Genomic DNA, 23,729 nt, shown 5'->3' with positions numbered 1-23,729 from the left:
CGGGCCGCGCTGTCAGCCGAGGAGCACGGACGGGTCGCGTTCCGGCGGGCCCGCGGGCCACCACTCGTCCTCCCGCCGGGTGAACGGGTACCAGCGCCCGTCACGGCCGTAGCGCAGCTGCACCGGGCCGATGGTCCAGCGGTTGCGCCACGCCTCCACCTGGGGCGGGCGCTCGCCCTCCCAGCCCGACTCCAGCAGCGCCTGCGCCCTGGCCAGCTCCCGCCGGGGCGGCGTCCACGTGCCGTCCAGGACGTCCAGGCCGTCGGCGCCGCCGTACCGCCACGCCTGGACGGCCGCGCCGAGCCCGAGGTCGAGGTCGTGCTGGGCGGCCAGCCGGACCCGGTCCTGGTACTCGCTCAGCTCCGGCAGCCGCCCGCGCCGCAGCAGCTCGCGGGCCCGCCCGGCGGCCGAGGCCGCCAGCACCCGCAGCGCCGCCACGTCCACGCCCGGGGCCGGTTCCAGGGCGGGCGGGGTGTAGGCCACGTCGTACGGCGGCGGCTCCGGCAGCGGCGGCACCCCCGCCCCGTACGCCCGCGCGGCCGGCACCCCGGACGGCTCCTGGACGGGCGCCTCGCGCTCCTGCAACGCCCCGATGAGGTCACGCTCGCCGCGCCCACGCATCAGCAGCAGCACGAACGGATCGGCGTCCAGCAGCCAGGACACCTGGTAGCACAGGGCGGCGGCGTGCTTGCAGGGGTGCCCCCAGTCGGGGCAGGAACACTCGGGCTCCAGGTCGCCGACGGCCGGCAGCAGCGGCACGGCGGCGTCCTCGGCGGCCTCGACCAGGTCGTGCGGCATGTCGCGGTCGAGCAGCGCCGCGATGTGCCCCGACTTGGCGGCGACCTGGTCGAGGAAGCGTTCCCAGGCGGCGTCGGTGAGCTGCTCGACGCGGACGACGACGTCGTACTCGCTCTCGGCGACGGCGGCGATCCTGCCGGGGCTGACGGTGATGGGGCCGAGCCGGCCGTGCTTGGCGTACGCGCGGCCCTTGCGCAGCAGGCCGTGGTCCAGGGAGGTGTCCTCCATGGCCTGGATCCAGGCGCGGCCCCACCAGGAGGTGGCGAAGCGGGCGCCGGCGCGTTGCGGGGGGAAGGCGGCGAATCCGCGGGCGGTGGTCATCTCAGCTCCACGAGGGCGGCGAGTTCGGTGGCGGTCATCTCAGCTCCACCAGGGCGGCGAGTTCGGCGTCGGTCAGCTCGGTGAAGGCGGCCTCGCCGGCGGCCAGGACGGCGTCGGCGAGCGAGCGCTTGGCGGTGAGCATCTGGGCGATGCGGTCCTCGATCGTGCCTTCGGCGATGAGGCGGTGCACCTGGACGGGCCTGGTCTGGCCGATGCGGTAGGCGCGGTCGGTGGCCTGGTCCTCGACGGCGGGGTTCCACCAGCGGTCGTAGTGGATGACGTGGTCGGCACGGGTGAGGTTCAGGCCGGTGCCGGCGGCCTTGAGCGACAGCAGGAACACCGGGGCGCTGCCGTCCTGGAAGCGCTGGACCATCTCCTCGCGGCGGGCGACGGGGGTGCCGCCGTGCAGGAGCTGGGTGGGCACGCCGCGGCCGGACAGGTGGCGTTCCAGCAGGCGGGCCATGGCGACGTACTGGGTGAAGACGAGCACGGCGCCGTCCTCGGCGACGATGGTGTCGACGAGCTCGTCGAGCAGCTCCAGCTTGCCGGAGCGGCCGGGCAGGCGCGGGCTCGCCTCGTGCAGGTACTGCGCGGGGTGGTTGCAGATCTGCTTGAGGCCGGTGAGCAGCTTGACGATGAGGCCGCGCCTGGCCATGCCCTGGGCGTCGGCGATCTGGGTCATGATCTCGCGGACGACGGCCTCGTACAGGCCGGCCTGCTCGACCGTGAGCGCGACGGGACGGTCGGTCTCGGTCTTGGGCGGCAGCTCGGGCGCGATGCCGGGGTCGCTCTTGCGGCGGCGCAGCAGGAATGCCCCGACGAGCCTGGACAGCCGCTCGGCCGCCTCCGTGTCGCCGGACTCGACGGGCTTGGCCCAGCGCGCCCTGAACCGGCCGAGCGGGCCGAGCAGCCCGGGCGTGGTCCAGTCGAGGATGGCCCACAGCTCCGACAGGTTGTTCTCGACGGGGGTGCCGGTGAGCGCGACGCGGGCGGCGGCGGGGATCTCGCGCAGGGCCTTGGCGGTGCCGGAGGCGGGGTTCTTGACGTGCTGGGCCTCGTCGGCGACGAGCAGGCCCCAGCGGTGGGCCGCCAGCCGGGCCGCGTCCAGGCGCATGGTGGCGTACGTGGTCAGCACGAATCCCTCCTCGGCGAGGGCGCGGTTGCTGCCGTGGAAGCGGCGTACGGGCACGCCCGGCGCGAACCTGGAGATCTCGCGCTCCCAGTTGCCCAGCAGCGAGGCGGGGCAGACCACGAGCGTGGGGCCCGCGCCCTCGGCGGCGCGGTGCAGGTGCAGCGCGATGAGCGTGATCGTCTTGCCCAGGCCCATGTCGTCGGCCAGGCAGGCGCCGAGGCCGAGCGAGGTCATCCTGGCCAGCCAGCGCAGCCCGGCGAGCTGGTAGTCGCGCAGGGTCGCGGCCAGGCCCTGGGGCGGGTCGACGGCGGCGGGCTCGGCCAGGCGCTCGCGCAGCTCGTTCAGCCAGGCGGTGGGCTCGACGGGCACCTGCTCGCCCTCGACCTCGACCGTCCCGGTCAGGGCGGCACCGAGCGCCTCGATGCCGGTCAGCGGCTTGAGGTCGCGCTGGCGGGCCTTGCGGGCCAGGTCGGGGTCGATGAGCACCCACTGGTCGCGCAGCCGCACGACGGGGCGGTGGGCCTCGGCGAGCCGGTCCATCTCGGCGGCGGTCAGGCGTTCGCCGCCGAGGGCGAGCTGCCAGTCGAAGCTGGTCAGGTGCTGGCCGCCGAGGAAGGAGGGCAGGTCGGAGGGGGCGGCGTCACGATCGCCGAGCACGGCGCGGGCGCTGAGGCCGCGCACGAGCGACCTGGGCCAGTGCACGTCCACGCCGGCGGCGGCCAGCCGGTCGGCGGCTCCGGCCAGGAGGTCCTCGACGTCGCCGTCGGTGAGGATGAGCTCGTCCGGGACGGCGCTGTCCAGCAGGCGTTCCAGGCGGGGCCAGGCGCGGGCGGCGCGGCGTACGGCGAGGGTGGCCTCGATCCTGGCGCGGGCGCCGAAGCCGGGGTCGCGGCCCTGCCACAGGTCGGCGGCGTCCACGACGAGCGACGGGTCGGCCAGGCTGTGGAGCTGGACGACGGCGCGGAACTCGGCCTCGGCCGGGTCGTCGGCCTCGACGCGCAGCGACAGCCGTACGCCCGCGTCCAGGCCCGCCGAGACCTCCTCGGACCAGCGGCGCAGGTGGGGGACCTTGACGGGCCTGGCGGCGGCGAAGGCGGTGGTGCCGGTGGCGCGTACGGCGCCGGGCGAGCGCGGCATGGCGTCGGCGACCGCGTCGAGAAAGGCCCGCACGAGAGGTTCGGCGTCCGGCAGCAGCGGCCCCTCCGTCGGGACCTCCGGCCGGCTCTCTGGCGGGTCCTCCGCGTGCGGCAGGGCGTCAGCCCGGGCGGCGGCGGTCGGCGGGGTGTCGAGGGGGATGGCGCGGGCGGCGGCGGGCATGGCGGCGGCCAGCTCGCGGACGCGCCGCAGGTCGTCGGCGTCCAGCGGCCCCGCTCGCCAGGAGTCGTGCTCGCCGGCCGTCACGCCGGGCAGGATGCGGCCCCGGGTGACGAGCTGCAGCGCGACGAGCGCGGCGGCGCCCCAGAAGCGGGCGGCCGGGTGAGCGCCGGGGTCCATTCGGGCCCTGGCCAGCGTGGCCACCGCCTCCCCGACGGGCACGAGGGTGGCCGCGGCGGACCTGGTCGTGACCTGGCCGTCGTGCTCCTCGGCGACGGTGACCCGGCTGTCCCCGGCGGGGTCGAGGAAGGCGACCTGTCCTGTCCTGGGTGGGTCGCCGGGTTGGAAGACTGCCGGGTGCCGGGCCAGATCCGTCGAAGTGCTCACGGCCGTACAGTGTACGGTACGACAGGGGTGGGGTTTACCTCAGCTAGGATCGGGCATGCTCTTCATTCCGCGTTTTTCCAGATCTTCCATAGCCTTGATCTCATGACTGACTGGCTGATCGGATTGATGGAGAGCCTTGGTGCCGTGGGGGCGGGGCTGGCCATCGCACTGGAAAACCTGTTCCCGCCCCTGCCCAGCGAGGTGATCCTGCCGCTCGCCGGTTTCACCGCGAGCAAGGGGAACATGGACCTGGTCGACGTCCTGGTGTGCACGACGCTCGGCTCGGTGGTGGGCGCCCTGGCCTTGTACGCGGTGGGGGCGTTGCTGGGCCGCGAGCGCACGCTGGCCATCGCGGCCAAGCTGCCCCTCGTCAAGATCACCGACATCGAGAAGACCGAGGCGTTCTTCCAGCGCCACGGCCGCAAGGCGGTGTTCTTCGGCAGGATGATCCCCATCTTCCGCAGCCTCATCTCCGTCCCGGCCGGCGTGGAGCGCATGCCGCTGCCGATGTTCACGCTGCTCACTACGCTGGGCAGCCTCATCTGGAACACCGTCTTCGTGATGGCCGGCTACCTGCTGGGCGACAACTGGCACCTGGTGGAGACCTACGCCGGCATCGGCAGCAAGATCGTGCTCGGCCTGGTCGCCCTCGCGGTCGTGGTCTTCGTCGTGGTCCGGCTGACCGAACGGGCGAAGGGGAGGCATGCGAGCCGCCGTTGAGGGGCTACGCCTGGGCGCCGCCGTCGTGCTGGGCACCGTCACCGCGCTCGCCGAGCTGCTGTTCCTGCTGTTCACGCTGCCGTTCCTGGGCAACCCCAACGTGTGGGCCACGGCCCGGCGGCTGGCCCGGCTGGAGGCCCGCCGCCTGCGCCTGGACCTGAGCGAGCTCGACGCGCTGACGGAGGGCCGGGGCAAGCGGGCCGGCGGGTACCTGGCCACGCGGGTGCCGGTCGGGATCCTGGGTGGCCTGGTGCTCTGGCTGCTGTGGTTCGGGCTGTCAACGGGGGTGCGCCTGGCAGCCGCCTGGGGGCGGGGCGAGCCGTTCGACGGGATGGTGCCCTCGGTGCCCCTGGTGACCTACCTCGGCGTGGCCGGGTTCCTGGGGCTGTTCCTGGTGCTGTCGGGGGTGGCCGGCGTGCACGCGCTGGAGCGCCGGCTGGCCAGGCGGATGCTCGGCCCCGACCCCACGCAGGCGCTGCAGCGCCGGATCGCCGAGCTGGCCGAGAGCCGGGCCGGCATCGTGGCGGCGGTCGACTCCGAGCGGCGCAGGATCGAGCGCGACCTGCACGACGGGCTGCAGCAGCGGCTGGTGGCGCTGTCGATGCTGATCGGCCGCTCCCTGCGGGGCCGGACGGAGCTGATGCACCAGGCGCACCAGGAGGCCCAGCAGGCGCTCGCCGAGCTGCGCGAGGTGGCCTGGCGGGTCTACCCGAGCGGGCTGGACTCGCTCGGGCTGGGCGAGGCGCTGGCAGGGGTGGCGGAACGCTCCAGCGTCCCGGTCAAGGTAGATTGCCGGCTGGAAGAGCGGCCGCCGATGGCGGTGGAGACGGCGGCGTACTTCGTGGTCTGCGAGGCGGTGACGAACGCGGCCAAGCACGCCGGTGCCACGCTCATCACGGTCGAGGTGCACGAGGAGGGGCCGGCGGTGGTCGTACGGGTGCGTGACGACGGCTCGGGCGGCGCGCAGGCGTCGGGAGGCGGCCTGTCGGGGCTGGCCAGGCGGGTGGCGGCGCTCGACGGCCGGTTCGAGGTGACCAGCCCGGCGGGCGGCCCCACGACGATCACGGCGGTGCTGCCGTGCGGGTGATCCTCGCCGAGGACTCCACGCTGCTGCGCGAGGGTCTGGTGCGCCTGCTCCTGGAGGAGGGCCACGAGGTGCCCGCGGCCGTCAGCGACGGCCAGGCGCTCGTGGCGGCCGTGGACGAGCACCGCCCCGACATCGTCGTGGTGGACGTCCGCATGCCGCCCACCCACACCGACGAGGGCCTGCGGGCGGCGCTGGAGATCCGCCGCCGCCGGCCGGAGGTCAAGGTGCTGGTCCTGTCGCAGTACGTGGAGAAGCGCTACGCCACCGAGCTGATGAGCTCCGACGTCGAAGGCGTGGGCTACCTGCTGAAGGACCGCGTCGGGCAGGTCGGCGACTTCCTCGACGCGCTGGAGCGGGTCGCCGCGGGCGGCGCGGCGTTCGACCCCGAGGTGGTGCGGCAGCTCCTGGCCCGCACCACGCAGGTGGACCCGCTGGCCAAGCTGACGGCGCGCGAGCGCGAGGTGCTGGAGCGGATGGCGCAGGGGCTGACCAACGCCTCGATCGCCCAGGAGCTGCACGTGTCGCAGAGCGCCGTGGAGAAGCACGTCAATTCACTGTTCGACAAGCTGAACCTGTCGCACACCACCGGCTACAGCCGCCGCGTGCTGGCGGTGCTGCACTTCCTGGAGTCCTGAGCCGGGCCTCAGTGGCGGCACAGGACGAGGCTCGCCTCGCCGTCGCCGACCGCTAGCTCGGCCAGGCCGCCGATCGGGATCGTCGCCAACGGGTGGGTGTGGCCGACGTCCAGGTTGGCCAGCACCGGCACCCCCTCCAGCCGCGGCTGGGTGGCGATGATCTGCTCCAGCAGCGGGCGCGTCATCCGGGCCGCCTTCTGGAAGCGCCCGATGGCCAGCCCGCGCACCCCGGCGGCGTCGGGCAGCTGCAGCAGCGACGTCAGGTTCCGGGCGAAGATCGCCGGGTGCGACTCGAAGTCGTCCTCCAGGAGCAGGATCGCGCCGTCGAGTGACGGCATGTACGGGGTGCCCTGGAGCAGGCTCAGCGTGGCGAGGTTGCCGCCGACGACGCGCCCCTCGGCGGAGCCCGGCCGCAGCCGCCACCAGCCCTCGTTGGGGACGAGCTCGCGCTTGTCCTGGTCGAGGAACCACAGGTCGTCGCTCCAGCTGTCGGCGGGCGCCAGGCTGACCGGGGCCGAGCCGAACAGGACCTCGGTGAACCAGCGCAGCGTCTGCTCGAGGTGATCGCGCATCCCGAACGTCGACCAGTGCGGCCCGGAGTAGGTCACCAGCCCGGTGCGGGCGAGGATCGCGTTCTGCAGGGCGCTGATGTCGGAGTAGCCGCAGAAGACCTTGGGGTTGGCGCGGATCAGCTCCCAGTCGAGGTACGGCAGCAGCTCGTTGCTGTTGTACCCCCCGATGACCGTGATGATCGCCGCGACCGAGGGGTCGGCGAAGGCGTCGTGCAGGTCGGCGACCCGGGAGGCGACGGCGGAGGAGTCGAAGGCGTCGCGCTCGTCGACGTGGCGGCCGTAGGTGAGGGTGAGGCCGAGCTCGGCGAAGCGGGCGTCGATGAGCGGGGTGTGGTCGTGCTCGGTCACCATGGCGCGGGAGGCGGACGGGGCCACCACGCGTACCACATCGCCCCTGGTCAGCTTGCGGGGAAAGGTCATGTCCACGGACCTTATCGAGCTTGCGCCCGGCTCGCACCGACAATCTTGCCTGCCTTGACAATTCTATTTGTCGGTGGAAGGCTGGAGCCACTTCGGAGAGACCAAGGAGCCGCAAGTCATGAGAAAGATCGTCGCGGGGCTGTTCATGTCGCTCGACGGCGTCGTCGAGGCGCCCGAGACCTGGCACTTCCCCTACCTCAACGACGAGATGGGCCAGGCCGTCGCCGCCCAGATGCAGGCCGCCGACGCCCTGCTGCTCGGCCGGCACACCTACGACGTCTTCGCCGCCCACTGGCCGCACCAGGACGCCGCCGACCCCATGGCCGCCACCCTGAACGCGGTGCCCAAGTACGTCGTCTCCACCACCCTGACCACCCCCACCTGGGCGAACACCACCATCATCGCCGGCGACCCGCGCAAGGAGCTGCTCCGGCTCAAGGAGGCCCCCGGCAAGGACATCGGCATGAGCGGCAGCCCTACCCTGGTGGCGTGGCTGCTGCGCGAGGGCCTGCTCGACCAGCTCAACCTGATGGTGCACCCCATCGTGCTGGGCCGCGGCCGCCGCCTGTTCGACGAGGGCATCGGCCAGATCCCCCTGACGCTCACCCGATCCGACACCTTCAGCACCGGCGTGCTGAACCTGACGTACACGAGGGCCTGACCATGCCTGCCAAGACCATCGCCGAGAAACTGCTGATCAAGGCCGGCACCGCCGTGTGGATCTCCGAGGACGTCCACCGCCCGCTGGTCGAGCCGCTGCCCGAGGACGCCCGCTACGCCGGGGACCTGAAGGAGGCTGACGTGGCGGTGTTCTTCGCCGCCGACGCCGCGGCCGCCCGCCGGCTGCTCGACGAGCAGCGCGCCCTGCTCACCGAGCCCGCCATCGTCTGGGTCGCCTACCCCAAGGGCAACAAGTCGGACATCAACCGCGACACGCTCTGGCCGATCGTGGGGGAGTACGGCCTGCGCCCCAACGGCCAGGTGGCGGTGGACGAGACCTGGTCGGCGCTGCGCTTCCGGCCGCTGAAGGAGGGCGAGCCCCCGTTCACCGGCGGCCGCGGCTGAGCCGTCACCGGGATGCCTGGCCTTCCTGCCCCGGCGTCTTGCCCCGCTCGCCCAGACCTGCGACACTCCGGCCAGGTCCGGCCATGGGAGCACGCCAGCGAGGAGGGCCGATGAGCGCGGCCACTGGGCACAGCCACGACCCGGTCACCCCGTACGCCTTCGACAACGACGCGCCCCACGCCGACGAGCTGCTCGGCTCGCTGGGGGAGATGTGCGACGAGTACACCACGGCCAGGCTCGACCGCCTCGGCGTCGCCGAGGGCGCCCGCTGCCTGGAGGTGGGCGCGGGCGCGGGCACGATCGCCGCCTGGCTCGCCGACCGCGTCGGCCCGCAGGGCGAGGTGATCGCCACCGACGTCAAACCCCAGCACGTACGCCCGCACCCCCGGCTCACGGTCATGCGTCACAACGTGGCCGTCGACCCGATGCCGGCGGGCAGCTTCGACCTCATCCACGCGCGGGCCGTGCTGCAGCACCTGCCGCAGCGCCGCGAGGTGCTGGCCCGGCTGGCGGGCTCGCTCGCCCCCGGCGGGGTGCTGCTGGTGGAGGAACTGGAGGCCCGCTGGGCCGGGGCCGTGCTCGACACTCCCGACCCGCGTGCCCACGAGGTGTTCGCCGCCTACGAGGACGGGATCCGCGCCGTTCTGCGCGCCAACGGCAACGACCCCTACTGGGGCCGCCAGGTGCACGCCGCCATGGCCGCGTCCGGCCTGACGCGGGTCGAGACCGAGGCGTGGCAGCGTTCCTGGCACGGCGGCACCGGGGTCGGCCTGCTGGCGCACTTCGGCAGCAGGGAGCTGGCTCCCCAGCTCGTCCAGGCCGGAATGGCCGCCGAGGAGCTGCGGCTCCTGGCCGGGATCTCCCTCGATCCGCGCGTGGTGATGCTGGGCATCCCGCTGCTGTCCACCTCCGGCGTACGGGCGGAATGAGCGGGGCCTGGCCGGACGCCGCCGTGACCCCCGAGCAGGAGGTCATCGCCGCGGCGCGGGAGCGCGCCGCCGCCCTGGCGGCGCGGGACCCCGAACGGCTGCGCCGGTCGCTGCATCCGGGCTTCCACTGGACGTCGCACACCGGCGAGCGCTTCGACCGGGACGGCTACGTGACCGCGAACACGGCCGCGGCCATCGCGTGGCAGGGCCAGACCCTGACCGAGGTCGAGGTGGTGGTGTGCGGGCAGGCCGCGGTGCTGCGGTGCGTGGTGGCCGACGACGTGATCACCGGGGAGGGCGATCGCGTGACGTTCCGGATGCCGGTGACGCAGACCTGGGTCAAGCAGGAGGGGCGCTGGCAGTGCCTGGCCGGGCACGCCGGCCCCCGGGTATGACCTGGGTGGCCGCCCCCAGGGCGAAGACGGCATATCCGCACGTCACTGCCAGACCCGCCCATGGCGGGAGCGGGTAGTAGCCGCCGAGCAGCGACGGGACGACGTCCACGTGCGCGAACGCAGGAACGCTCTGCGTGATCGCGAACCCGGCGGCAGGGGTGACCATCAGCAGCCATGGCGCCAGGCCCGCGCCGGTCAGCAGGTGGGGTACGACGACCAGCGCGATGGCCAGCCCGCCGGCGACGACGGCCCGCTTGAGCAGCGCGGCCAGGCCGAGCGCCAGTACGGCAGCGGCGGCGCTGAGTGCCGCGTAGCCCGCGATCACCCGCAGCCCGGTGCCCAGGGTGATCGGCTGGATCGGGTTGTGGTTGGCACGCAACAGCGCCAGACCGACCGGAACCACCACCCCCGCGGCCACCAGCCCCACCACGAACGCCACCGCACCGGCCACCACGGCCTTGGCCACCAGCAGCCGCGCAACCTCCGCCCTGCCCGCCGGCTCGGCCCCGATCGGGCGTGCCGACAACCCGTCACCGGCCGCCCCTGCTCCGGACAGCCCTGCCCCAGACAGCCCGCGCCGGTTGCCCGCCGTGACGAACGTGACCGACGCCATCAGCACCGGGATCAGCCCCACCGCCCCGCCGATCAGCATGAGGTCGGCGCGCAGCCCGCCCTCCGCCGTGGCGGGCCCGATGTCACCGCCTCCGGTCACGATGAGCTTGTCACCGGACGCGACGGCCCGGCCCGGATGATGCGGGGTCGTACCGTCCGACTCCATGGACACGCCGACGTCGTCGTACCGCCACGACCCGTTCGCACCCTCCAGCCCGATCCGATCGAAGGTGGCGGTGACCTGGGAGAACGCGGCGGCCGTGTCCCACAGCACGCCGGGGGAGGTGGCGAACAGCCCGATCTCGACCGTCTCCGGCAGATCGCCGAGCCTGACCGCCCCGATTTGCGTCCACCGCGCGCCGTCGTCCGACTCGTAGCCGGTGACGAGATCGCCCGACCTGGTCAGCCGCAGCCACTGCGGGCCGTTGTGCGGCCCGCCGGGCACGTCGTGGACGTAGTTGTACTGCATCCGCACGCCGTGTTCCCCGGTGAGCATGACGGCGGCGTACGGCGTGCCCTGCCTGAGGCTCTGCCTGACCAGGAGCCCCGCCTTGGCCCACGGCACCACCCCCTGCTTGACGTTGCGCACCCCGGGTACGGCGTCCGGCATCCGCAGCTGCCCGATCAGGTCCGACACCCGGGCGGTGATGCTGCCGTTCCCGGTGAGCGGCTGGTGCACGAAGTAGTACTTGTCCCTGACCGCCGTGCCGTCGGGCCCCACCAGCGGCGCGGGGCAGGGGCCCTCGCCTTTCCCTGTCACGCAGCTGGTGCGGGCACCCCCGGCGATCAGCAGCCCGATCGACACGGTGACGAGCACCGAGGCAGCCAGGGCGAGCATCCGGCCCCTCGAGGAGCGGAACGCGGCCCACTGCGCGCGCAGCAACCGGAGGAATCCGTCCTGCCGGCCGGATCGGCGCGGCGTTGATGAAGTCATGCCGACCGTTGTAGGCGGCATCCGGTTCCGGCCCGGTCGCGGCGGCTGCGACCTGGCTGCGACCGGGGATCTGGCATCGTGGGACGCATGGCATCCCGACCCGGCGGCCCCGCCCGCACGAGCACCGGTGGCAGGCGGCGGTGAGGGTTCTCGTCGTCGAGGACTTCGAGGTCCTCGCCCGCTCCATCGGGACCGGGCTGCGCCGCGAGGGCATGGCCGTGGACGTCGTCCTGGACGGTACGGCGGCCGTCGAACGGCTGGCCGCCACCCGCTACGACGTGGTGATCCTCGACCGCGACCTGCCCGGCGTGCACGGCGACGAGATCTGCCGGCGGCTGGCCCACGGCCGCTGCGAGACCCGCGTGCTGATGCTCACCGCCTCCGGCACGATCGAGGATCGCGTGGACGGGCTCGGCCTCGGCGCCGACGACTACCTGCCCAAGCCGTTCGCGTTCGCCGAGCTGGTCGCCCGCGTGCGCGCCCTGGCCCGGCGCGCCGCCCCGCCGCTGCCGCCCACCCTGGCGTGCGGCGACCTCACCCTCGATCCGGCCCGCCGGGTCGTGCTGCGGGCCGGGCGGCGGCTCGACCTGAGCCCCAGGGAGTTCGCCCTGCTGGAATGCCTGCTGGCCGTGCCCGGCGTGGTCGTCTCCGCCGAGGAGCTGCTCGAACGGGTCTGGGACGAGGCCGCCGACCCGTTCAGCAGCGCCGTCAAGCACACCGTGCACCGGTTGCGGGCCAAGCTCGGCGACCCGCCCGTGATCGAGACCGTCCGCGAGGGCGGCTACCGCATCGGACCGGCATGACCTCGCGGCGGCCGGTCAGGAGGTCCCTGCGGACGCGGCTCGCGCTCGCCTACGCGGCGGGCATCTACGCCGCCGGCGTCCTGGTGGTCGTCATGGTCGACGTCCCGCTCGCCAGCATCGACGCGAGCGTCCCCAGGGGCCTCGCCGCACCGGGCGCGGTCACCGGCGCAGGGCCCGGCATCAGCCTGCCCCAGCTCCTCATCGGGTCCGCCGTCGCCCTGACCGTCCTGGTCCCCGTCTCCCTGGCCCTCGGCTGGTACGTCGCCGGACGGTTCCTGCGACCGCTGCGCGCCATCACCGCCACCGCCAAGGTCATCTCCGCCGGGAACCTCCACCGGCGCCTGGACCTCGGCGGCCCCGCCGACGAGCTGACCGAGCTCGGCCACACCCTCGACGACCTGTTCGCCCGGCTGCAGGCCTCCTTCGACGCCCAGCGCCACTTCGTCGCCAACGCCTCCCACGAGCTGCGCACCCCCCTGGCCGGCCTGCGTACCCTGCTCGAAGTCGCCCTCGCCGACCCCGACGCCGACACCGGCACTCTGCGCGCGGCCTGCGAGGAGGCCCTGGCACTGGGCGGGCATCAGGAGCGGCTGGTGCAGGCCCTGCTCACCCTGGCCACCAGCGAGCGCGGCGTCACCCGCTGGGACCCCCTCGACCTCGCCCACCTCGCGGGGAACGTCCTCGCCACCCGCCGCGACCAGGCGAAGCAGGCCGGCCTGGACCTCGCGGAACAGCTCGCGCCCGCGGTGACGTCCGGCGACCCGAGACTGATCGAGAGCCTGATCGCCAACCTCATCGACAACGCCGTCCGCCACAACCACGCGAACGGGCACATCGAGATCACCACGCGCGTCCACGGCACACAGGCGGCCCTCACGGTCACCAACAGCGGGCCCGTCATCCCCGGCGACCAGATCCAGCGCCTCCTGCAACCGTTCCAGAAGCTGTCGCCCGACCGGCACGGAGGCGACGGTTACGGGCTCGGCCTCGCGATCGTCCATGCCGTTACGCGCGCTCACCGCGCCATCCTCACCGCCGACGCACGCCCGGAAGGGGGGCTGTCGATCACCGTGCTGTTCGCGCAGGGACCCTGACCTGGACTCTCCCCCTGTGGGAGACCCCATCATGGCACTGCCGGAAACAGGGAGGACAGGCGTATGACCATCGTGCAGGGCATCGAGGCCCGCGGCATGCAGCACTGCGAGACGACGGCGCTGGACGTGCTGCTGCGGCACGAGGGTCTCGAACTGTCCGAGCCCATGCTGTTCGGGCTCGGCTCCGGCCTGTCCTTCGTCTACTGGGACAGCAAGGGCATGCCGTTCCCCTTCCTGGGCGGCCGCGTCAAGCCGTTCGAGCTCACCAGGAACCTGGCCGCCAGGCTGGGGCTGACGTTGACGGTCGCCGAGACCACCTCACCGCGCAGGGCGTGGGAGAACGTGGCCGCGACCATCGACGCGGGCCGGCCGGTCGGCCTGCAGCTCGACTCCTACCACCTGGACTACTTCCGGTCCAAGGTGCACTTCGGCGGTCACGTCGTGGCCATGTACGGCTACGACGAGCATGACGCCTTCCTGGTGGACACCGATCAGCAGGGCGGTGCCGTGCGTACCAGCCTGACCGGCCTGGCGAGGGCGCGGGCCGAGCGCGGCCCGATGACCGCCAGGCACCGGTCCTTCACCCTCACCCTGCCGCCGCGCCTGCCCGCCTGGCAGGGCCGGCTCGTCCCGGCCATCAGGGCGTGCGCCGAGTCCTTCCTGGCCGCCCCCATCGCGAACCTGGGCCACCGCGGTATCGCCAAGGCCGGCAAGCAGGTGCCCGGCTGGCTGGCCCGCACCGCCGAGCCGGAGCGGGACCTGCCGCAGGCGGCCATGCTCATGGAGCGGGCCGGCACCGGCGGCGCCCTGTTCCGGGCCTTCTACCGCGACTTCCTCGGCGAGTGCGCCCGGCTGATCGACTCCGACCACCTGCGCACCGGCCACCGGCTGTACGCCGAGGCCGTCCCCCTGTGGACGGAGGTGTCCACGCTGATCGCCAAGGCAGGGGAGAGCGGTGACGCGACCTGCCTGGAGCAGGCCGGCGCCGTTCTGCACGAGCTGTCGCGCATCGAGCACGACGCCATGCAGGCTCTGCGCGCGCTGTAGCCGGTGAGGCGCCGTCATCGGCTCGACAGCTCGGTGCCAGGAACTGGACAATCGGCAAGCATGATGGGCATCTCCGGCTTCGAGCCGACCTCTCTCGTCGGACTCGAAGCCGTCCGCGAGGCACACGGACCGAGCCTGGCCGCACTTGGCGGCCGGCGCCTGACGGGGTTCGCGCTCGTACGGTTCGTCGAGGACGGGGACTGGTATGCCGAGTGCCCCGTCGTCCTGAACTTCGAGGGTGTCCAGGTGGAGCTGAGCCACTGGAAGTTCGATGAGCTGTCGATCGGCTGGAACACCATCGACACGACGGCGGCGATCAGCGGCTGGGAGGAGGATGACGAGCTCACCCCGGCGTGGTCCAGCGCCGACGAACGGCTCGAGCCGTTCGTCGGCCAGGAGCTCCGCGAGGTCGCTCTGCTGGAGTGGCATCCCTCGCAGCCTCATGACATCGCGGGCGGCACCATCGCTGTGGAGTTCGTCTTCGACACGGGTCGCTTCCACGTCGCCAACGCTCTCGATGAGAACAGCATCGAGCTCGGCGAGCCCCCTGTGGAGTTCGTGCGGCATCCCCTGGGCTGTGGCGCGGCTTGACGCCGCGTCCCTGTCGAGCCCGTCTAGGTCATGAACCGGACGGGCAGAACTCGGCCTCCAGCACGGTCTTGGACAGGTCGAGCGAGTTGTGCCGGCCATATCGGTCGATGGTCACGTTGGTGGCGATCATACGCTCGGCGTCCCGGCTGCCCATGGCGAAGGAGAACCCGCCGGTGATGGCGCCGCCGATGCCCCAGACCTTCACACCGCACGACAGCTCCCACGAGAAGACGCCGGTTCCGTACATGGTGTCGGAGATCCACGTGTCCCTCCAGGTGCCGTCCGGCGTCCTGATCCCGGTCTTGACCAGGGTGAACATCTCCCGCTGCTGGGCGGGAGGGAGGAGCTTGCCGCGCAGCAGCGCGCCGGTGAACCGGTGGAGGTCGCCGAGCGTGGAGACCATGCCGCCGGCCGCCCAGCCGGTGGTGGCGCTCTGGTCGGTCACGTCGTAGACCTTGGCGTCGGCTTCGGTGGCGAACAACGTCGAGTAGTGCCGGGGATGGGGGCCGCGGATCTTGGTTTCCCTGCCCGGCAGGTACGTCCCGGTCAGGCCCAGGGGGCGGACGATCCGCCGCTGGATCTCGCCGGCGAGCGTCCTGCCGGTGATCTTCTCGACGATCATCCCGGCCAGGATGTAGCCGGTGTTGGAGTACACGAAGCCGTCACCCGGCGCCTCGAAGGAGCGTGGATTGCGCAGGCCGATCTTCACGAGTTGCTCGGGCGTGTAGGTGTCGTAGCGGTGCTCGAGCCACGCGGGGCCGGAGAGCTTGGCGAACTCCTCCTTGTCGTTGCCGTAGTTGAAGATCCCGCTGGTGTGGTTGAGCAGGTGCCTGATGGTGATCGTGCCGCCGTCGTTGCCGTTGCCCTTGACCAGGCCGGGCAGCCACTTCTGCACGGTGTCGTCGAGGCTCAGCCGTCCTTCGGCCGCCAGTTGCAGGACCACCGTGGCCGTGAACGGCTTGGCGGCGCTGCCGATCCGGAACCGCTCATGCGGTTGACGCTTGCGGCCGGTCCGGGTGTCGGCCACCCCTGCCGAGCCGAACCACCGCCCACGACGGTCGCGGACCTCGGCGACCATGCCGGGCGCACCGCCGTCGGCCACGGCCCGGTCGAGCGCCTTCTGGACCTGGGTGTGGGCTGAGGCGTCCGCCGCGGAGACCGAAGCCAGGGCCTGCGTCAACGCGACGGCGGTGATGAGTAACCCTGTCATCGAGGGGAGAGCTCTGGTCATGTCGATTCCTTCCAGGCGATGGACACCAGCGCGACACCGATCGCCTCACTCGCGATAGTACTCATTCAGTACGGACAAAAAGCTATATTGCATTCACAGAATCCGCAACATAGAACTCACGAATCAGGCACTTATTCAGGCGGTTTGGCCATTTGATTTGCAATGAGAATGTGAGCGAATGCAAAATAAGGGAAGCTAATTGCAATGAGGTGTCGGCGAACGCAATCCCGGGGGCAGAGGCACGCGGGCGAGGTGCCCAAGGCTGGCCGGGCCTGGAGACGTTGCCGGAGGAGATGCGGAAGCTGCGGCGGGCCAAGGCGCTCGGGCTTGCGGCGGATCTGTTCGGCGGCCTGGTGTCGAAGATCAACACTCGGGCGGAGCGGAAGGTCGAGCGGGCTTCCAACGAGCTGTGCGTGATCGTGTCGTTGCAGGACGCGCGGCGCCGCCGCGACATCTTCGTCGCCGGCGCCCGCCGCCGGCGCAACCCCGAAGAGGACCTGCCGACCGGCTTACGAGGACAACCGGGACGTCCGCTACGAGAACCTGCGGCAGCCGCTGCATGCCACCGTGTTCATCGAGACGCTGAAGGAGGCGATGCGCTCCTCGATGGCGGCGTGCGGGGAGGCGATCAGCAGGGACAGATCCGGCGGCGCGAGGTGAAGACGCACGGTCCCCGCGCGGTAAATACGTTGCGGGGTCCGAAACGGGCGGGGCATGCTGGGTCGATCGAGCGGCGGAGAGCGCTGCCTGGACTAAGGAGGGCTGACGGATGGCCATCACTGCGCTGCGGCATGTCCGCATCAGTCCCACCTCTTTGTTCAGGAGCACACCCGTTGTCTTCCGAGTACGAACCCTCTGACACCTACCCCGACCTCCGCTCCCCCCGGCCCGGATTCACCCGTGACGAGTTCCAGCCGGACCCGGCCGCAGCCTTCGTCTTCGAGTTCCATGCGGTCGACGAGGAGCTGGGCCCCGATCAGCGGTGGTCCACCTGGCTGGACGTCGAGCGCGGTTCTCGCGGCCCGGAACCCCGCCCCTCGTGGGTGGTGACGGAACAGGCTGCGATCGACACCGAGCTCGGCATCCTCAAAACCGGCAAGGAAGCCGACGTCTTCCTGCTCGAACGGGCCGTCGAAGCCATCGGCGACAACCCGGCGAAGTCCTCGCTGCTGGCGGCGAAACGGTACTGCACCGAGGAGCACCGGTCCTTCCACCGCAGCACGTCGTACGTCGAAGGCCGCCGTACCCGCAACAGCCGCGACGGCCGGGCGATGGCGAAGAAGACCTCGCACGGCCGCAGCGTCGCGGCCGGTCAGTGGGCCTACGCCGAATGGGACGCCCTCAACCGATTGTGGAAGGCCGGCGTCCCGGTGCCGTATCCCGTGCAGGTGGACGGCACCGAGTTGCTGATGGAGTTCATCGACGACGGCGAGGGCGGTGCCGCGCCCCGGCTCGCCCAGGTCCGGCCGTCGAAGGAGCTGCTCGGCGTGTATTTCGAGCAGCTCCGCGACGGCATGCGTGAACTGGCCCGCGCGGGGCTGGCGCACGGCGACCTTTCGCCGTACAACGTCCTCGCGCAGGACGAGAGGATCGTGATGATCGACCTGCCCCAGGTCGTCGACATCGTCGGCAACCCGAAGGGCATGGACTTCCTGATGCGCGACTGCCACAACATGGCCACCTGGTTCACGAACCGCGGGCTCGAGATCGACGAACAGGAGCTGTTCGCCGACCTGCTCACGATGGTGTTCTGATCGCCTTACGCAGTGTTCCGACCTCGTCACGCTGCGATCACGACACAGCGAAGCCTTTACTACACGGCCTTCGCGAAAACCCGTTGGCGGACCATGGCGACCACTGCTAGCTTTCTGGAGGCCGTGCCAGAGAACGAGGAGGTGGTACCCGTGAACGCAGTATCGACATGGGTGCTCCCCTCTGGGGCCACGGTCGGGCGATAGGTCGTCCGGGAGCGCCGTTCAAGCGCACTCCCGAAAGGCACGACCTTGCGATTCACTTCTGAACAGCGCCTCGACGACGGCGTCGTCGAACGCGAATTCACCCTCGGTGAGATCCCCGGCATCCTGTGGACGCCCTCATTCGCGTCCGCACCGGTCCCGCTGATCCTGCTCGGCCACCCCCCGCTCGGGCTGCGCAAGATGTACCCCCGGCTGGTGGCGCGGGCCCGGCAGGCCGCGGCGCATGGCTTCGCCGCCGCGACCATCGAGCTCCCCGGGAGCGGTGACCGGCCCCGTCTGGCCGGCGCCGAGCAGGCCGGCGCCGACCTGCGCCGGGCTTTGGAGGCCGGCGAGCCGGTCAGCGACGAGATCATCGACGCCCTCGTCCTCCCGCTGGTCGACAAGGCGGTCCCGGAATGGCAGGCCGCCTTGGACGTCCTCCTGTCGCTGCCCGAGATCGGCGGCCCGGTCGGGTACTCGGGGGGAGTGATCTCCATCGGCATCCGGCTTGCGGTGGTCGAGCCGCGCATCGTGGCCGCCGGCCTCTTCGCCGGGAGTTTCGTGCCTCGCACCATGTTCGAGGAAGCCCGGCAGGTCACCATTCCGCTGCATGTCCTGCTGCAGTGGGATGACGAAGGGAACGACAGGCAGGCGGCCCTGGACCTGTTCGACGCCTTCGGCTCCAAGGAGAAAACGCTGCACGCCAACATGGGCGGGCACACCGGTGTCCCGCAGTTCGCAGGGGAGGATGCGGCCGGGTTCTTCGCCCGGCATCTGCGCTAGCCGCAGGCCAGGGCCCGCCGCCAGGCCAGCAGCAGGGGGTAGGCGGCGCCGGCCAGCACGCCGCTCATCGAGGACAAGCCCCGGACCTCCTCGATAGCGGTGGCCAGCAGATGCACAACCGCCCCGACCGGCCGGTACCGGCCGGTCGGGGCGGGCTCCTTGCTCATCAGAGAGGAAATCCACAGGCACGAGCAAGAACGCTAGGGCGCTCGACCAGTGCAAACAGCCGTCATGGTGGGCGCTCACGGCGGTCTCCTCGGGGTACGGCTCGTGGCCAGGCCGGCAAAACGGCAGCGGGCAGTCGGGGGTGCTCACGAGTCAGTCTGAACTGCTTGGCCGTGGCTCCTGTCGGCTGTGCGGATGCAAGGCGCCGGTTCAGCGGGGTCTGGCGAGTGACCCAAGGGATACCGCCATGAGCAGAGCGGCCAGCCCGCCGCAGATCATGACGGTGGAGACCGAGAAGGCGTCGACGATGCGGCCGCCGAGGAACGCGCCGAGCGCGAAGGTCGCCTGGAAGGAGGAGGTGAAGACGACCGTCGCGGCCTCGGGGGCGTGCGGGGCGGCGGCGAGGAACGACGCCTGCGAACAGACGGGCACACCTCCGTAGGCCAGCCCCCAGACCACGAGCAACACCACGGCTCCGGCGGTCGTGCCGCCTGCCGAGGGCAGCAGCAGGGTGGTGGCCGCGATCAGGCAGCCGCAGGTCGCGAAAGCGGCTCGCAGGCGGGTGGCGGTGGCCTTGCCCGCCAGGAAGTTCCCGGCGATTCCGGCGACGCCGTACGCCAGCAGGACGGCGCTGACGGCCGCGGGAGGCAGGCCGGTGACGTCCTGGAGGAAGGGGGTGACGTAGGTGTAGGTGCCGAAGTGGGCCAGGACGATGAGAAAGGTGGCCGCCAGGGCGATGGCGGCTCCCCGAGTGCGCAGCAGGCCGAGCAGGACGCGAGGGCTGGTGACCTGGCGGGCGGGCAGCGGCGGCAGCAGCACCAGCAGGGCGGCCAGGACCAGGACGGCCAGCACGGCCAGGGCCAGGAAGGCGGTCCGCCACCCGGCGAGGTCGCCGATGAGGGTGCCTGCCGGCACGCCGAGCACGGAGCCCAGCGGCACGGCGGAGAAGATCACGGCGGTGGCGGTGCCGACGGCGTGCGGCGGCACCAGGCGGCCGGCCAGCCCGGCCCCGATGGACCAGAAACCGCCGATGGTGAGCCCGACGAGCACCCTGGAGATCAGCATGACCCAGTAGGAGGTCGCCACCGCGGCCAGCACGTCGGCCACGGCGAGCACCGCCATCAGGACGCACAACATCGCGCGGCGGTCCAGGCGGGCGGTGGTCAGGGTGACGGCAGGCGCGGCGACCGCGGCGACGACGCCGGGCAGGGTCATGGTCAGCCCCGTGATGCCGTCGGAGATGCCGAAGTCGCCGCCGATGGCGGTCAGCAGGCCGATGGGCAGGATCTCGCTGGTGACGATGGCGAAGATACCCAGCATGAGCGCGGTGACCGCGAGCCGGCTGACGAAGGGCGAGCGGGGCCGGGCGAGGGTGGTGGTGGACATGATTCCCGTTCAGGCAGGTGGCGTGCAGGCACCCAGCCAAGCAGTGATGAAGTAGCAGGCACTGGCACGTTTCGGACGCAACCGTCGCCCTGACTCGGGCATCGTCAGCGCTCGTAGCACGCCTGCTCCAACTCCGGCTATGGCGGCCTTGCCGCCGCGGTAGTTGAACCGGCCCTGTCTGGTCCAGCGGTGTTGTAGTGCTTCAGCCAGAGGTCGAGGGCGTCGTGCCGCCGCGGGCCGTTCTGCTTGTCGGTGCCGACCGCACCAGGCCGACGAGTGCCTTAGGACGCCGGGCAGGGGCGGCAGGAACATCTGGTTCATCTGCCCGTGGCCGCGCGACCGGGCTGGACGGTTCGAAAGCGTCGATTCCTTCTTGTGGTGGCCGGGGTCTACATGGTGGGAGGCGCGGCGACGGGCCGATCTCTCATGTACACCGAGCAGGAAAGGCTGATCGCCCATGTCCATTCCCGCGACCATGCGCGCGCTGCAGCAGACGTCCCTCAATGGACCGCACGACATGCGCCTGATCATCGACGCGCCGGTGCCGAGCCCCGGCCAGGGCGAAGTCCTGATCCGCGTCACCGCCGCCGGGGTCAACTTCGCCGACGTCTCCAAGGCCCGCGGCACGTTCCTGGACGGCCCGCGGCCACCGTACCTGGCGGGTTTCGAGGCCGCCGGTGAGGTCGTCGCGGTGGGCGAGGCGGTGACCAGCCCGCAACCGGGGGCCCGCGTCGTCGGCGTCGGAACCGGCGCCTTCGCCGAGTACATGGTCATGCCAGCGGCTGCGGCGATGCCGGTGCCCGCGGGCTGGACGGAGCAGCAGGCGCTGGGTCTGGTGGTGAACTGGCCCACCGCGCTGGCCGCACTCAAGCCTCTGGGCGGCATCACCGCCGGGCAGGTCGTGCTGATTCACGCCGCGGCGGGCGGGACCGGCCAGGCTGCGGTGAGGATGGCCAAGCACTACGGTGCTACGGTGATCGCCACCGCCTCGCCGGGCAAGCACGAGACAGTGCTGGCTCTGGGAGCCGATCATGTCCTGGACTCTCTCGGCGGCGACCTCGCCGCCGAGGTGACGGAGCTGACCGGCGGGTCCGGCGTCGATGTGGTTCTGGAGTCGGCCGGCGGCGCCACCTTCGCCGCCAGCCTGGCCGCGGCCAAGCGGGTCACCGGCCGGGTCATCGTCTACGGCGTGGCAGGCGGAGAGGCCCCGATCACCAACTGGGAGCTGGTGTACAAGCACCAGGTTCACGTCATCGGCCTCAATATCGGCGTGCTGATCCAGGCCGCGCCGCAGATGTTCGGCGAGCTGATGGGAGAGCTGTCCGCGCTGATCGCGGCCGGCGTGCTCGCCCCCACTCTGCCGACCGCATACGAACTGGCCGACGGCCCGAAGGCGCTGACGGAACTCGAAGCCAGGGCCACCGTCGGCAAACTCGCCCTGCTGCCCTGAGAACCCCCCTGGTACCGAGCCGGTGACGGCGCGCACCGGAGCTTCCATGACAGGAGTTGAACAGATGACCGCGACCGTGGACCCGGCCGCTACACAGATGGCCCGCTACGCCACGTTCCGCGACATGATCCTGCAGCTCGATGAGATCTGATCATCGAGACCGGTTCACCGCCGAGACCGAGCGGTTCCGCCGGGAGCTGCTGGCGCACTGCTACCGCATGGTCGGCTCAGCGCACGACGCCGAGGACCTGGTACAGGAGAGCTATCTGCGGGCGTGGCGGTCCTACTCGGGATTCGAGGGCCGGGCGTCGATGCGGTCCTGGCTCTACAAGATCGCCACCAACGTCTGCCTGACGGCGTTGAAGCCGCGCCCGATCCGGGTCCTGCCCTCAGGTCTGGCAGGCCCGTGCGACCACCCCGATGGCCCGCCGAGTCCCGTTGCGCCGGGCGAGGTCTCGTGGCTGGAGCCGCTGCCGGACGCGTGGATCGCCCCGCCCGCCGACGATCCGGCTGCGGTGGTGGTCGAACGCGAGTCGCTGCGGCTGGCGCTCATCGCCGGCCTGCAGCACCTGCCCGCCCGCCAGCGTGCGATCCTCATCCTGCGCGAGGTGCTGGAGTTCTCGACGGCCGAGACCGCGGAGATCCTGGACACCACCACGGCAGCGGTCAAGAGCGGTCTGCAGCGCGCCCGAGCCCGGCTGGACGAATTGGAGCCGAAGCCAGAGAACCTGCTCGAACCGACCGACCAACGGGCACGCGCGCTGCTCGACGGCTACATCGCAGCGTTCGAGCGCTCTGATGCCGGCCTGCTGGAACGAGTACTGCGCGCGGACGCCACGCTGGAGGCGACGCCGTTCCGCGAATGGCAGGCGGGCAGGGCGAGGTGCATCCACATGCTCGACGCGTACGTGCTGGGCACGCCGGGCGATTGGCGGATGATCGCCACCACAGCCAACGGCCAGCCCGCCGCCGTCGTGTACCACCGGGATGCGGACGGCGCGCTCCGAGCCGACGGCGCCGTGGTGCTGGCCCCCACCGCCACCGGCGTCTCCCGCGTGATCAAGTTTCACGATCCCGCGCTGGTCGCGACGTTCGGCTTCCCGGACGTGCACGCGCACTGATCCGCCGGCAGGGGCAGCCGGAGCGCCGGCCCGCTCGAACTCATGAAGCCGGCGGGCACACCGGCACGATCTTGCTGGAGGGATGGGCGGGGGCTTAGCCGATCTTGGCATGCCCGGAGGTGGCGCGTGGCCCTGCGCAAGGTTAGAGCTGGTCGAGATCCAGCCGGGCCAGCTCCGTCCGGGAGGAGACGCCCAGCTTGGGGAAGGCCTTGTAGAGGTGCTGCCCGACGGTGCGCGGGCTGAGGATCAGGTGGGCGGCGATGTCGCGGTTGGTGGCTCCGGTCGCGGCCAGCCGCAGAACCTGTAGTTCCTGGGCGGTCAGCCGGGCGCCGGGGCGGCGCGGCGGCGGGTGAGCGCCGCCTCGCCGGCGGCGCTCAGCTCGGCGGCCGCCCGATCTGCCCAGGGCCTGCCGCCCAGGCGTTCGAAGGCCTCCTGGGCGTGGCGCAGGTGCGGGCGCGCTTCGGCCTTGCGGCGACGGCGGCGTAGCCACTCGCCGTAGGCCAGGTGCGTTCTGGCCTGCTCGTACGGCTGCTCCGCCAGCTTGTGCAGGTCCAGTGCCCGGGTGAAGCGCTCTTCGGAGTCGTGGATCAGCGCGTGGCAGCGTGCGGCCAGGGCGCCCGCCCAGGCCGCGCCCGACAGCTCCGTCCACCGCTGGAAGAGCGCCAGCGGCTCCAGCACCCGTTCCGGCAGGCCGAGCCGTACCGCGGCCTCGTGACTACCTCCGGCAGGCGTCGCCGTCCAGCATCGAGGAACAGCTGACCACCGCCCACCCCGTCTTCGTC

The 23,729-nt window shown here is 71.8% G+C and carries 24 protein-coding genes; 15 read left to right on the top strand and 9 right to left on the bottom strand.

Features of this window, described 5'->3' with window-relative positions:
* Window positions 1-12: 12 nt before the first annotated feature.
* Together HD593_RS27760 and HD593_RS27755 are read right to left on the bottom strand one after the other, a co-directional pair.
* A complete protein-coding gene (locus HD593_RS27760; protein ID WP_185104998.1) occupies window positions 13-1,119 on the bottom strand; it encodes an SWIM zinc finger family protein in 1,107 nt (368 codons plus the stop codon).
* A gap of 34 nt (window positions 1,120-1,153) precedes the next feature.
* The gene (locus HD593_RS27755; protein ID WP_312903762.1) at window positions 1,154-3,952 is read right to left on the bottom strand and encodes a DEAD/DEAH box helicase; all 2,799 of its coding nucleotides are present in this window, start codon (window positions 3,950-3,952) and stop codon (window positions 1,154-1,156) included.
* Window positions 3,953-4,054: 102 nt separating this feature from the next.
* Between HD593_RS27755 and HD593_RS27750 the strand changes: the two genes are divergently transcribed.
* The 3 genes from HD593_RS27750 to HD593_RS27740 are packed head-to-tail and all read left to right on the top strand — an operon-like array spanning window position 4,055 to window position 6,394.
* Window positions 4,055-4,672 carry a DedA family protein gene (locus tag HD593_RS27750; RefSeq protein WP_185104997.1) on the top strand — a complete coding sequence of 206 codons (618 nt, stop codon included), beginning with the start codon at window positions 4,055-4,057 and terminating at the stop codon, window positions 4,670-4,672.
* Window positions 4,656-5,759, top strand: coding sequence for a sensor histidine kinase (locus HD593_RS27745; protein WP_185104996.1), 1,104 nt, complete (start codon window positions 4,656-4,658; stop codon window positions 5,757-5,759). Before HD593_RS27750 ends, HD593_RS27745 begins: the two co-directional genes overlap by 17 nt.
* On the top strand, window positions 5,750-6,394 hold the full coding sequence (locus HD593_RS27740; protein WP_185104995.1) for a response regulator: 645 nt from the start codon (window positions 5,750-5,752) through the stop codon (window positions 6,392-6,394). The genes HD593_RS27745 and HD593_RS27740 overlap by 10 nt, the downstream gene beginning before the upstream one ends.
* An 8-nt stretch (window positions 6,395-6,402) precedes the next feature.
* On the opposite strand, the gene HD593_RS27735 is transcribed toward HD593_RS27740, so the two are convergent.
* Window positions 6,403-7,386: a S66 family peptidase gene (locus tag HD593_RS27735; RefSeq protein ID WP_185104994.1), complete on the bottom strand. Its 984-nt coding sequence runs from the start codon at window positions 7,384-7,386 to the stop codon at window positions 6,403-6,405.
* A 118-nt stretch (window positions 7,387-7,504) separates the two neighbouring features.
* On the opposite strand from HD593_RS27735, the gene HD593_RS27730 reads away from it, so the two are divergent.
* From HD593_RS27730 to HD593_RS27715, 4 genes are all read left to right on the top strand, one after another.
* Window positions 7,505-8,047, top strand: a complete 543-nt coding sequence (locus HD593_RS27730) for a dihydrofolate reductase family protein (protein WP_185104993.1) — start codon at window positions 7,505-7,507, stop codon at window positions 8,045-8,047.
* Between the two features lie 2 nt (window positions 8,048-8,049).
* The gene (locus HD593_RS27725) at window positions 8,050-8,451 is read left to right on the top strand and encodes a hypothetical protein (RefSeq protein WP_185104992.1); all 402 of its coding nucleotides are present in this window, start codon (window positions 8,050-8,052) and stop codon (window positions 8,449-8,451) included.
* 110 nt (window positions 8,452-8,561) lie between these two features.
* The gene (locus HD593_RS27720) at window positions 8,562-9,380 is read left to right on the top strand and encodes a class I SAM-dependent methyltransferase (RefSeq protein ID WP_185104991.1); all 819 of its coding nucleotides are present in this window, start codon (window positions 8,562-8,564) and stop codon (window positions 9,378-9,380) included.
* Window positions 9,377-9,775 carry a nuclear transport factor 2 family protein gene (locus HD593_RS27715; RefSeq protein ID WP_185104990.1) on the top strand — a complete coding sequence of 133 codons (399 nt, stop codon included), beginning with the start codon at window positions 9,377-9,379 and terminating at the stop codon, window positions 9,773-9,775. The genes HD593_RS27720 and HD593_RS27715 overlap by 4 nt, the downstream gene beginning before the upstream one ends.
* On the opposite strand, the gene HD593_RS27710 is transcribed toward HD593_RS27715, so the two are convergent.
* Window positions 9,720-11,321 (bottom strand): DUF1349 domain-containing protein, encoded by a 1,602-nt coding sequence (locus tag HD593_RS27710; RefSeq protein ID WP_185104989.1) that lies wholly within the window; start codon window positions 11,319-11,321, stop codon window positions 9,720-9,722. The genes HD593_RS27715 and HD593_RS27710 overlap by 56 nt on opposite strands.
* 140 nt (window positions 11,322-11,461) lie before the next feature.
* Here HD593_RS27710 and HD593_RS27705 point away from each other — a divergent pair, with 140 nt between their 5' ends.
* The 4 genes from HD593_RS27705 to HD593_RS27690 all read left to right on the top strand — a co-directional run bounded on the left by HD593_RS27705 (window position 11,462) and on the right by HD593_RS27690 (window position 14,856).
* The gene (locus HD593_RS27705) at window positions 11,462-12,124 is read left to right on the top strand and encodes a response regulator transcription factor (RefSeq protein ID WP_185104988.1); all 663 of its coding nucleotides are present in this window, start codon (window positions 11,462-11,464) and stop codon (window positions 12,122-12,124) included.
* Complete coding sequence (locus HD593_RS27700; protein ID WP_185104987.1) at window positions 12,121-13,218, top strand: sensor histidine kinase; 1,098 nt, start codon at window positions 12,121-12,123, stop codon at window positions 13,216-13,218. The genes HD593_RS27705 and HD593_RS27700 overlap by 4 nt, the downstream gene beginning before the upstream one ends.
* 63 nt (window positions 13,219-13,281) lie before the next feature.
* Entirely contained in the window at window positions 13,282-14,265 is a 984-nt protein-coding gene (locus HD593_RS27695) for a BtrH N-terminal domain-containing protein (protein ID WP_185104986.1), read from the top strand.
* A gap of 60 nt (window positions 14,266-14,325) precedes the next feature.
* Window positions 14,326-14,856 carry a hypothetical protein gene (locus HD593_RS27690; RefSeq protein ID WP_221524996.1) on the top strand — a complete coding sequence of 177 codons (531 nt, stop codon included), beginning with the start codon at window positions 14,326-14,328 and terminating at the stop codon, window positions 14,854-14,856.
* 28 nt (window positions 14,857-14,884) lie between these two features.
* On the opposite strand, the gene HD593_RS27685 is transcribed toward HD593_RS27690, so the two are convergent.
* Window positions 14,885-16,087 (bottom strand): serine hydrolase domain-containing protein, encoded by a 1,203-nt coding sequence (locus HD593_RS27685; protein WP_185104985.1) that lies wholly within the window; start codon window positions 16,085-16,087, stop codon window positions 14,885-14,887.
* 293 nt (window positions 16,088-16,380) lie between these two features.
* Here HD593_RS27685 and HD593_RS27680 point away from each other — a divergent pair, with 293 nt between their 5' ends.
* A complete protein-coding gene (locus HD593_RS27680) occupies window positions 16,381-17,841 on the top strand; it encodes a serine protein kinase RIO (RefSeq protein WP_246546747.1) in 1,461 nt (486 codons plus the stop codon).
* A gap of 249 nt (window positions 17,842-18,090) precedes the next feature.
* Window positions 18,091-18,825: an alpha/beta hydrolase gene (locus HD593_RS27675; RefSeq protein WP_185104984.1), complete on the top strand. Its 735-nt coding sequence runs from the start codon at window positions 18,091-18,093 to the stop codon at window positions 18,823-18,825.
* Here the strand turns inward: HD593_RS27675 and HD593_RS27670 are convergent.
* Both HD593_RS27670 and HD593_RS27665 read right to left on the bottom strand, forming a co-directional pair.
* Window positions 18,822-18,992, bottom strand: a complete 171-nt coding sequence (locus HD593_RS27670) for a hypothetical protein (protein ID WP_185104983.1) — start codon at window positions 18,990-18,992, stop codon at window positions 18,822-18,824. The two genes, HD593_RS27675 and HD593_RS27670, sit on opposite strands and share 4 nt — an antisense overlap.
* A 208-nt stretch (window positions 18,993-19,200) precedes the next feature.
* The gene (locus HD593_RS27665) at window positions 19,201-20,376 is read right to left on the bottom strand and encodes an MFS transporter (RefSeq protein ID WP_185104982.1); all 1,176 of its coding nucleotides are present in this window, start codon (window positions 20,374-20,376) and stop codon (window positions 19,201-19,203) included.
* Between the two features lie 457 nt (window positions 20,377-20,833).
* On the opposite strand from HD593_RS27665, the gene HD593_RS27660 reads away from it, so the two are divergent.
* Window positions 20,834-21,826, top strand: coding sequence for a zinc-binding dehydrogenase (locus HD593_RS27660; RefSeq protein WP_185104981.1), 993 nt, complete (start codon window positions 20,834-20,836; stop codon window positions 21,824-21,826).
* 140 nt (window positions 21,827-21,966) lie between these two features.
* Complete coding sequence (locus HD593_RS27655) at window positions 21,967-22,947, top strand: RNA polymerase subunit sigma-70 (protein WP_185104980.1); 981 nt, start codon at window positions 21,967-21,969, stop codon at window positions 22,945-22,947.
* A gap of 142 nt (window positions 22,948-23,089) precedes the next feature.
* Here the strand turns inward: HD593_RS27655 and HD593_RS61855 are convergent, their stop codons facing one another.
* Together HD593_RS61855 and HD593_RS27650 are read right to left on the bottom strand one after the other, a co-directional pair.
* The gene (locus HD593_RS61855) at window positions 23,090-23,239 is read right to left on the bottom strand and encodes a helix-turn-helix domain-containing protein (protein ID WP_246548702.1); all 150 of its coding nucleotides are present in this window, start codon (window positions 23,237-23,239) and stop codon (window positions 23,090-23,092) included.
* Window positions 23,240-23,265: 26 nt separating this feature from the next.
* Window positions 23,266-23,625, bottom strand: coding sequence for a hypothetical protein (locus HD593_RS27650; protein ID WP_246549836.1), 360 nt, complete (start codon window positions 23,623-23,625; stop codon window positions 23,266-23,268).
* Window positions 23,626-23,729: the final 104 nt, after the last annotated feature.

Origin of the sequence: Nonomuraea rubra, from assembly GCF_014207985.1 — a bacterium.
Taxonomy (GTDB): Bacteria; Actinomycetota; Actinomycetes; order Streptosporangiales; family Streptosporangiaceae; genus Nonomuraea; species Nonomuraea rubra.
This window is presented reverse-complemented; position numbering and strand designations above follow the sequence as displayed.

Bases quoted from the DNA above. Each gene is read 5' to 3' on its own strand.
- HD593_RS27715 (WP_185104990.1), top strand. From the start codon at position 9,377: ATGAGCGGGGCCTGGCCGGACGCCGCCGTGACCCCCGAGCAGGAGGTC.
- HD593_RS27685 (WP_185104985.1), bottom strand. From the start codon at position 16,087: ATGACCAGAGCTCTCCCCTCGATGACAGGGTTACTCATCACCGCCGTC.
- HD593_RS27725 (WP_185104992.1), top strand. From the start codon at position 8,050: ATGCCTGCCAAGACCATCGCCGAGAAACTGCTGATCAAGGCCGGCACC.
- HD593_RS27745 (WP_185104996.1), top strand. From the start codon at position 4,656: ATGCGAGCCGCCGTTGAGGGGCTACGCCTGGGCGCCGCCGTCGTGCTG.
- HD593_RS27680 (WP_246546747.1), top strand. From the start codon at position 16,381: ATGCGGAAGCTGCGGCGGGCCAAGGCGCTCGGGCTTGCGGCGGATCTG.
- HD593_RS27760 (WP_185104998.1), bottom strand. From the start codon at position 1,119: ATGACCACCGCCCGCGGATTCGCCGCCTTCCCCCCGCAACGCGCCGGC.
- HD593_RS27710 (WP_185104989.1), bottom strand. From the start codon at position 11,321: ATGACTTCATCAACGCCGCGCCGATCCGGCCGGCAGGACGGATTCCTC.
- HD593_RS27660 (WP_185104981.1), top strand. From the start codon at position 20,834: ATGTCCATTCCCGCGACCATGCGCGCGCTGCAGCAGACGTCCCTCAAT.
- HD593_RS27690 (WP_221524996.1), top strand. From the start codon at position 14,326: ATGATGGGCATCTCCGGCTTCGAGCCGACCTCTCTCGTCGGACTCGAA.
- HD593_RS27735 (WP_185104994.1), bottom strand. From the start codon at position 7,386: ATGACCTTTCCCCGCAAGCTGACCAGGGGCGATGTGGTACGCGTGGTG.
- HD593_RS27730 (WP_185104993.1), top strand. From the start codon at position 7,505: ATGAGAAAGATCGTCGCGGGGCTGTTCATGTCGCTCGACGGCGTCGTC.
- HD593_RS27750 (WP_185104997.1), top strand. From the start codon at position 4,055: ATGACTGACTGGCTGATCGGATTGATGGAGAGCCTTGGTGCCGTGGGG.
- HD593_RS27720 (WP_185104991.1), top strand. From the start codon at position 8,562: ATGAGCGCGGCCACTGGGCACAGCCACGACCCGGTCACCCCGTACGCC.
- HD593_RS27665 (WP_185104982.1), bottom strand. From the start codon at position 20,376: ATGTCCACCACCACCCTCGCCCGGCCCCGCTCGCCCTTCGTCAGCCGG.
- HD593_RS27655 (WP_185104980.1), top strand. From the start codon at position 21,967: ATGAGATCTGATCATCGAGACCGGTTCACCGCCGAGACCGAGCGGTTC.
- HD593_RS27695 (WP_185104986.1), top strand. From the start codon at position 13,282: ATGACCATCGTGCAGGGCATCGAGGCCCGCGGCATGCAGCACTGCGAG.
- HD593_RS27700 (WP_185104987.1), top strand. From the start codon at position 12,121: ATGACCTCGCGGCGGCCGGTCAGGAGGTCCCTGCGGACGCGGCTCGCG.
- HD593_RS27670 (WP_185104983.1), bottom strand. From the start codon at position 18,992: ATGAGCAAGGAGCCCGCCCCGACCGGCCGGTACCGGCCGGTCGGGGCG.